The following is a 7817-nucleotide window of genomic DNA, read 5'->3' as shown; positions in this document are numbered from 1 at the left end:
GACCAGCGCTCAGCCGCGCTTGCTCCCTGGCTGGAGCACTACAACACTCAACGCCGCCACAGCGCCCTCGGCGGGGAGCCCCCGATCAGCCGACTGGCACCAACGTGATGGCTCGGTACACCTAGGCGGGCCCGCCCCCGGAGCCGGACCCGGCCCCGAAGTCCTCCGGCGAGATCTGGTCGAGGAACTCGCGGAACTTCTCCACCTCGTCCTCCTGCTCGTCGGGGATCTCGATGCCGACCTCGTCGAGGAGGTCGTCCGCGCCGAAGATCGGCGCACCGGTGCGCACGGCCAACGCCACCGCGTCCGAGGGCCGGGCACTGACGACGCGGTCGTCGCCGAACACCAGCTCGGCGATGTAGATGCCGTCGCGCATCTCGGTGATGTTGACCGCCTCCAGCTCGGCGCCCAGGGTGCGCACGACCTCGCGGAGGAGGTCGTGGGTCATGGGGCGGGCCGGCCGCACGCCCTGCTGCTCGAACGCGATGGCGGCCGCCTCGACGGCACCGATCCAGATCGGCAGGTAGCGCTCTCCCTGCGTCTCCTTGAGCAGCAGGATCGGCTGGTTGCCGGGCAGTTCGACGCGGACGCCGACGACTCGAAGCTCCTGCACGGTGCGGCTCCCTCGGCTGCGGCCCGGGTTCGGGCGGGACGGTGTGGTCAGGCGGCCGGTGACTCGTCGGCCTCGCCGGGCGAGGCCGGGCGGCGACGCGTCCACGGTACGCCCGCTCAGGGACGGAGGAGGTCCCGCAGGCGCGTCTCGAGCAGGGCGGTGTGCAGCTGCGCGGAGAGCGCCGCCAGCTCCTGCAGCTTCTCGGTGGCGCGCGTGCGCGCCTCCTCCGAGCGGGCCCGCAGCACCGGGGCGACGAGCTGCTCGACCAGCCCCGCCTCCCGCTCCACGGCGCTGCGGTACACCCGCAGGTGACGCGGCTCGATGCCGTGCCGGGCCAGCCCGGCGGCCGCCCGTGCGATGGGCAGGTCCGCCGCCGGGTGCCGCCCGTCGGCGTCGGTGGTCAGGAGACCGAACTGCACGCAGTCGGCCAGCTGCCCGGGCTCCAGGCCGGCCGCCCGGGCGAACTGCTCCGCCGTCAGCGGGGCCGTCGCCCCCTCTTCGGTGGAGGCCGGGGGCAGCGGCGCCGTGCCGGTGCCGGTGCCGGTGCCGGTGCCGGGCAGCGGCACCCCGCGGTCCAGCGCGTCGAGGTGGTCCTTGATCACCCGCAGCGGCAGGTAGTGGTCCCGCTGGGCGGTGAGCACGTACCGCAGCCGGCTGACGTCGGCCCGCGAGAACTTGCGGTACCCCGACGGCGTGCGCTGCGGGTGCACCAGGTCCTCGGACTCGAGGTACCGGATCTTGCTGATCGTCACGTCGGGGAAGTCGTCGCGCAGCACCGCCAGCACCTCGCCGATGGTCAGGCGTGGCGCGTGCTGGTCGCCGGCGTCCCCGAGCGCGCGCTCGCGCCCGGGCACGGCGGTCACGCCCCTCTCTCCCCGGGACCCCGTCCCGGGGTCCCGCTCCGCGGTCCCCACGTGCAGACGGTCACCGGTCGGTGCACTAGCGAGCGGCCGGCTCGCCCGTGCGCGGGCCGGTCAGGTACACCAGCCGGAACTTCCCGATCTGCACCTCGTCGCCACCGGCGAGGGTCGCGACGTCGACCGGCTCCCGGTTCACGTAGGTGCCGTTGAGGCTGCCGACGTCGTGCACCGAGAAGCCGCCGCCCTCGCGGTGGAACTCGACGTGCCGGCGGCTGACCGTGACGTCGTCGAGGAAGATGTCGCTGTCGGGGTGCCGGCCGGCCGTGGTGACGTCCTGGTCGAGGAGGAACCGGCTCCCGGCGTTGGGGCCGCGCTTGACCACCAGCAGCGCCGATCCGGCCGGCAGCGACTCCACGGCGCCCGCGTGCGCGTCGGCCGCCTCCACCGCCTCGGGCTGGTCGCCGGTGTCCTCGCCGCCGACCTTGGGGATCACGCTGGTGGCCTCGCCCACGCGCTCCGGGGAGAGCGCCGCACCGCACTGCGCGCAGAAGCGACTGCCCTCGGGGTTCTCGTGGCCACATCGAGTGCAGTGCACGTTGCGTCTCCTCCGGTGCGAGGGGCCCGCCGCGGACCGATTGGCCGCGGGCGGCCGGCGGACGGTGGGCCGGGCGGCCCTCCGTGGGTCGGCCGCCGCGGATGGGCGGCGGACCGTGGGTCATGGAACCAGCCGGTCGGCCCGAGGGTCAACCGGACGGGCGGGGCTGGGGGGGGCGGCTTCGCCGCAGGTCCCCCGCTGTTCTGCGCCCCGCGACGATCATAGTGAGCGATGGCCGGGGGCAGCCTCCCGGCGGGCCGGTCACGAGCCCTCGACCACCGCCTGGTAGGCGTCGGCGTCGAGCAGCTGCCCGATCGGGTCCCCGCCCTCCCCCGGGACGGCGATGTCGACCAGCCAGCCCTCGCCGTAGGGGTCGGCGTTGATGGTCTCGGGCGCGTCGGCCAGGCGGGTGTTCACGGCCGCCACGACCCCGGTGACGGGTGCGTAGACGTCGGAGACGCTCTTGGTGGACTCGACCTCGCCCATCGGCGTGCCGGGGGCCACCTCCGCCCCCACCTCGGGCAGCTGGACGAAGACGATGTCCCCGAGCGCGTCCTGGGCGTGATCGGTGATGCCGACCCGGACGACGGTCGACGTCCCGTCGGTCCCCTGCACCAGCGCCCACTCGTGCTGGTCGGTGTAGCGGCGGTCGTCAGGCGTGGCCATGCGGGCGATCGTCTCCCGGTGAGGTGGTGGGACGGCCTCGGTACGGGGCCCCGCCTCGAGCGGAGCAAGAGGTGGGGGGCACCGAGGTCCTCAATCTGTCTCGGGCGAAGCGTATTGAGGGCGGTCCAGCGGCCGCAACGCGTCCACGACGAGCTCGGGCGACCGGGTGATCTCGACGGATCCGCCGCGCCGCTCGATGCGCTGGACCACCCCGCCCGGGATGTTCATGGCCGTCTCCATGCCCTGCGGGTCCCCGAGGACGACGAACTCGTACGGCGAGCGCAGCGGGGTGCCGTCGACCACGAGGTCGCCCGCGGCGCCGGTGACGGCGGTGGAGTGCCCGATCCGGACGTCGTCGACCTGCATGGTCTCCGCTCCGGCCCCGCGAAGCTCCTGGACGACGTCGAGCAGGTCGGGCACCTGCACCGCGCCCGCGGGGTCGCTGACGCTCAGGGTGATCCCCGGCCCCCGGGCCGCGAGCGTGCCGTTGAGGATGCCGAGCGCCTCGGCCCGTTCGCGGGCCTCCTCCAGGGCGGCGCCGGTCCGGCTGCCCGAGCCGTTGAGCTCCCGGAGCGCCGCCCGTTGCTCGTTCAGCTGGGAGCGCAGCCGCTCCTCGCGGCTGTCGAGCTCGTCGAGGATGCGCACGAGGTCCTCCTCGCGCGCGCCGGCCAGCACCTGGGCCTCGTCGGCGTTGCGCACCTGCACCGCCAGCGCGAAGCCCAGGAGCAACGTGAGGACGCCGATGAGCCCGGCTGCCACGGGGTCGCGCCGCCGACGCCGCGCCGCAGCGGCATCCCGCGCCGGCGCGGCCCGCTCCTCCGCCGGACCGGCGCCGGCCGGCCGCTCCCGCGGGCCGGCACCGCCGTCCGGCGGCTCGGGCCGCACCGGGCCGGTCATGCGCGGAACACGTGCCGGCGGATGGCGGCGGCGTTGCCGAAGATGCGGATGCCGAGGACGACGACGACCGCCGTCGACAGCTGCGCCCCGACACCGAGCTGGTCGCCCAGGAAGACGATCAGCGCCGCCACCACGACGTTCGACACGAAGGAGATCACGAACACCTTGGCGTCGAAGATGCCGTCGAGCCGGGCGCGGAAGCCGCCGAAGACGGCGTCGAGGGCGGCGACGACGGCGATCGGGAGGTAGGGCTGCAGCCAGAGCGGGACGGTGGGGTCGAAGACCAGGCCCAGCAGCACCCCTGCTGCGAGGCCGAGGATCGGGATCACGGCGTCAGCCTCCGGGGCCGGGCTCGGTGCCGGGGACCCGGCGGGAACTGACGACCTCGGCGGAGCGGAGCTCCGGCGGGTTGGCGGCCGGCAGGGACAGGTCGTCCTCCTCGCTGAACAGGAACTGCAGCCCCGTGGCGGCCGCGAACTCGGCGAGGTCGCGCACCTGCGGGTCCTGCAGGAAGTTCTGGGACAGCGCGTCGGGGTCGCCGACGGCGCGGATCCGGTAGGGGCTGGTGACCGGGCGGAAGTTGACCAGCACCGCCTCGCCGGCGAACCGGATGGCGCTGGTCGGGCCCAGCCGCTGCCCGTTGACGCTGATCGCCTCGGCGCCGGCGCCCCACAGCGCGTTGACGACCAGCTGCAGGTCGCCGTCGGCCACCTGGACCGCCTCGGCGCCGGCCGCGCCGGTGCCGATCGGGTCGTCGTCGGCGTCGGGCTCGGCGTTGGCCAGGGTGACCAGCAGCCCCGGCCCGGTGACGGGAACCGCCGCGGTGCCCTGCTCGGCCCGCGCCAGCGCGTCGAGGGCGCGCTGCCCCACCGCGCTCGCGGCGAGCAGCTCATCGCTGGTGCGGCTGACCTCGGCGCGCACCTCCTCCAGGCGGGCGGCCAGCTCGTCGCTGACCGCCGACTGGTCCTGGATGTCGTTGACCAGCGCCTCGCGGATCTCCTGGCGGCCCTCCGCCCGGGCGGCCGCCTGGTCGTAGGTCACCGCGGCGAGCAGGCCCGCGGCGGCCATGGTGAGCGCGACGAGCACCCGCCCGCGACCCCGGCGCGGCGCCTCGCCGCCGGCCCGCCGGGCGGCGGCCTGCGCGTACGCGGGGTCGAGTGTCTCGGCGAGGACGTCGTCGAGCAGGGAGGCGCCCAGCGAGCGGACGCCGCCGGGCGGGCGCGCACCGGTCACGGCGGGCCCTGGCGTCCCGCGGCGCGCTCCGCGGCCACCAGGCCCACCACCTGGATCACGTAGAAGAGGGCGGCCAGCAGGTAGAGGGCCGTGCCCCAGATGGTGAGGGCCCAGGCGAACGGCTCGGCGACGGCGGCCAGCGCTCCGTCCCCGTCGGCGATCAGGAGCACGGGGAAGGCGTAGAGCAGCAGGAGGGTCGCCGCCTTGCCCAGGTAGTGCACCTGCAGCGGCGGGTAGCCGTGCGCCCGCAGCACCAGCAGCAGCACGCCGAGCAGGAGCTCCCGGCCGACCAGCAGGGCCACCAGCCAGAGGGGGACGACCTCGCGCAGGGCCAGGGCGACCAGCGCGGAGACGATGTAGAGCCGGTCCGCCGCCGGGTCCAGCAGCGCCCCGAGGCGGCTGCCCTGGTCCAGCCAGCGCGCGAGCTTGCCGTCGAGCCAGTCGGTGAAGCCCGACACCATGAGGACGACGAGGGCCCAGCCGTCCTCCTCCGGCCCGAGGAGCAGCCACAGGAACAGCGGCACGCCGAGGAGCCGGAGCACGGACAGGGCGTTCGGCAGGGTCCAGACCCGGTCCGGGAGGGTCTCGCGGTCAGGCAGCGCCCGTCCCGACGTCCGGGGCGGGGGGACGGGTGCGGCAGCCGACGGCCCGTTCGACGACGTCACGTTCCCTCCAGTCCCAGCACAGCCGTGCCCGAGGCTAGTCGAAGGCCCCCGTCGCTCTCACCGCTCGCAGGCTCGCGGCGAGCCTCCGGACCGGGCCGCCCCCTCGCCGGGACGGTGCCGTTCAGGCGGGCACGGCCACCGCAGCGGGCGCCGGCTCGTACCCGAGCGGCCGGCGGTCGAAGCTGCCCGTCCCGTGCGTCACCGAGCGCAGGACGCCGGGGTACCCGAGCAACTCGACCTCGGGCACCTCGGCGCGCACGGTGGCGCGGTCCCGGCCGGGGTCGGCCTCGCTGCCGGTCACCCGCGCGCGCCGGGAGGACAGGTCGCTCATCACCGCGCCGACGTGCTCGGCGGGCACCTGCACCTCGACCTCGCACCACGGTTCGAGCACCTGGGTGCCGGCCGCGGCCGCGAGTTCCCGCAGGGCGAGGGCGCCGGCGGCCTGGAACGCGGCGTCGGAGGAATCGACCGAGTGCGCCTTGCCGTCGACGAGGGTGACGCGGACGTCGACCAGCGGGCGGTCCCCGTTCACCCCGCGGGCCGCCTGGGCGCGGATGCCCTTCTCCACGCTGGCGTGGAACTGGCCGGGCACGGTGCCCCCGACGATGCGCTGCTCGAAGACGATCCCCGAACCGGGCTCCCCCGGCTCGCCCTCGACGACGACGACGGCGTACTGGCCGTGCCCGCCCGACTGCTTGACGTGCCGGCCGGTGACGCGGGCCGGGCCGCGGAGCGTCTCGACCAGCGGTACCCGCACCGGCACCGTGGCGACGGCGACGCCGTGCCGGCTGCGGAGCCGCTCCAGCAGCACCTCGGCGTGCGCGTCGCCGACGCACCAGAGCAGCAGCTGGCCGGTGTCGGCCCGCCGCTCGAGCCGGACGGTGGGGTCCTCGGCGACGAGCCGGGCCAGCGCGGTGGCCATCCGGTCCTCGTCGCCGCGGGAGGCGGCCTCCACCGCCACGGGCAGCTGCGGCACCGGCAGCTCCCAGGGCGGCACCAGCCGCGGCTCCTCGGGTGAGCTGAGCGTGTCGCCGGTCTCCGCCGTCGCCAGCCGGGCGACCGCGCAGATGTCGCCGGCAGGGCACGCCGCGACCGGCCGGAGGGCGGCGCCCAGCGGGGAGGTGAGGACGCCGATCCGCTCGTCCGCGTCGTGGTCGGGGTGGCCGCGCTCGGCCATGCCGTGGCCCGACACGTGCACCGCGACGTCCGGCCGCAGGGTGCCGGAGAAGACGCGCACCAGGGAGATCCGGCCGACGTAGGGGTCGGTGGTGGTGCGGACCACCTCGGCGACCAGCGGCCCGTCGGGCGCGCAGCCCAGCGCCGGCGCCGGCGTCCCGTCGGGGCGGGTGACCGGCGGGCAGCCGTGCTCGGTGGGTGAGGGCAGGGCGGAGACGATGAGCTGCAGCAGCTCGTCGGTGCCTACCCCGGTGAGCGGGGCGACGCAGACGACGGGGTGGAAGTGGCCGCGGGCGACCGCGGTCTCCAGGTCGGCGACCAGGTCGGGGACGGCGAGCTCGTCACCGGCGAGGTAGCGCTCCATCAGCGTCTCGTCCTCGCTCTCGCCGATGATCCCCTCGATCAGCTCGGCCCGGAGCCGGTCGGCGTCGTGGTCGCCGACCCGGGCGGCGTCGAGGTGCGGCTCCAGCAGCGAGACCAGGCCGCGTGCTGCCCCGTCTGGCCCGCGGTCGACCAGGTGCATGGGGTAGACGCCCTCCCCCAGCATCAGCTGGCAGAGGCGCACCGCCTCGTCGACGTCGGCGCGCGGCCGGTCGATCTGGGTGAGCACGACGGCGCGCGGCATCCCCACCGCGGCGCACTCCTCCCAGAGCTGCACGGTGGCGGCGTCCACGCCGCTGACGGCCGAGACGACGAACAGGGCCGAGTCGGCGGCGCGCAGGCCGGCCCGCAGCTCGCCGACGAAGTCCGGCGAACCCGGGGTGTCGAGCAGCGTGATGCGGTGGCCGTCGTGCTCGACGGTGGCCACGCCCAGCGCGACCGAGCGCTGCTGGCGGATCTCCACCTCCTCGGTGTCGAGGCAGGTGGTGCCCTCCTCGACGCGGCCGGCCCGCGGGATGGCCCCGGTGGCCACCAGCAGCGCCTCGGCGAGGGTCGTCTTGCCCGCCCCGGCGCGGCCGACGAGGGCGACGTTGCGCACCTGCGCGGCCGGGCGGGGCGCGGGGGCCGGCGGGATGTCCCTGCCCACGGGTGCCTCAGGCCCCGAGGCCGGTCGCGCGGAGCGGATGAGCGGTACGGGCTGCCACGACGCCTCCCTGGTGGCCGATGTGTCC

Annotated in this window: 10 protein-coding genes; 1 reads left to right on the top strand and 9 read right to left on the bottom strand. The window is 75.8% G+C overall.

Annotated elements, in window-relative coordinates:
* Positions 1-108 (top strand): integrase core domain-containing protein (locus ACI79W_RS19020; RefSeq protein ID WP_456561255.1); only part of this gene is annotated, 108 nt, incomplete at its 5' end.
* 13 nt (positions 109-121) lie between these two features.
* Here the strand turns inward: ACI79W_RS19020 and ACI79W_RS19015 are convergent.
* From ACI79W_RS19015 to ACI79W_RS18975, 9 genes are all read right to left on the bottom strand, one after another.
* On the bottom strand, positions 122-613 hold the full coding sequence (locus ACI79W_RS19015) for a bifunctional nuclease family protein (RefSeq protein WP_236825914.1): 492 nt from the start codon (positions 611-613) through the stop codon (positions 122-124).
* A 116-nt stretch (positions 614-729) separates the two neighbouring features.
* Entirely contained in the window at positions 730-1476 is a 747-nt protein-coding gene (gene ftsR, locus ACI79W_RS19010) for a transcriptional regulator FtsR (protein WP_456563649.1), read from the bottom strand.
* Between the two features lie 76 nt (positions 1477-1552).
* Positions 1553-2068: an oxoglutarate dehydrogenase inhibitor Odhl gene (gene odhI / locus ACI79W_RS19005; RefSeq protein ID WP_091932657.1), complete on the bottom strand. Its 516-nt coding sequence runs from the start codon at positions 2066-2068 to the stop codon at positions 1553-1555.
* Between the two features lie 261 nt (positions 2069-2329).
* Entirely contained in the window at positions 2330-2734 is a 405-nt protein-coding gene (gene gcvH / locus ACI79W_RS19000) for a glycine cleavage system protein GcvH (protein ID WP_456563648.1), read from the bottom strand.
* Between the two features lie 90 nt (positions 2735-2824).
* Positions 2825-3631, bottom strand: coding sequence for a DUF881 domain-containing protein (locus ACI79W_RS18995; RefSeq protein WP_456563647.1), 807 nt, complete (start codon positions 3629-3631; stop codon positions 2825-2827).
* Positions 3628-3960, bottom strand: coding sequence for a small basic family protein (locus tag ACI79W_RS18990; RefSeq protein WP_091932660.1), 333 nt, complete (start codon positions 3958-3960; stop codon positions 3628-3630). Before ACI79W_RS18990 ends, ACI79W_RS18995 begins: the two co-directional genes overlap by 4 nt.
* A 4-nt stretch (positions 3961-3964) precedes the next feature.
* Positions 3965-4864 (bottom strand): DUF881 domain-containing protein, encoded by a 900-nt coding sequence (locus ACI79W_RS18985; RefSeq protein WP_456563646.1) that lies wholly within the window; start codon positions 4862-4864, stop codon positions 3965-3967.
* Positions 4861-5529, bottom strand: coding sequence for a CDP-alcohol phosphatidyltransferase family protein (locus ACI79W_RS18980; protein WP_456563645.1), 669 nt, complete (start codon positions 5527-5529; stop codon positions 4861-4863). Before ACI79W_RS18980 ends, ACI79W_RS18985 begins: the two co-directional genes overlap by 4 nt.
* A 121-nt stretch (positions 5530-5650) precedes the next feature.
* The gene (locus ACI79W_RS18975; protein WP_456563644.1) at positions 5651-7732 is read right to left on the bottom strand and encodes an elongation factor G-like protein EF-G2; all 2082 of its coding nucleotides are present in this window, start codon (positions 7730-7732) and stop codon (positions 5651-5653) included.
* Between the last annotated feature and the right edge of the window lie 85 nt (positions 7733-7817).

It is taken from the genome of Blastococcus sp. SYSU DS0533 (assembly GCF_054050775.1).
The sequence above is the reverse complement of the archived record's forward strand: the minus strand, read 5'-3'. Positions and strand labels throughout refer to the sequence as shown.

Excerpts from the sequence above, each read along its gene's own strand:
- gcvH (WP_456563648.1), bottom strand. The coding sequence starts at position 2,734 with ATGGCCACGCCTGACGACCGCCGCTACACCGACCAGCACGAGTGGGCG.
- ACI79W_RS18995 (WP_456563647.1), bottom strand. The coding sequence starts at position 3,631 with ATGACCGGCCCGGTGCGGCCCGAGCCGCCGGACGGCGGTGCCGGCCCG.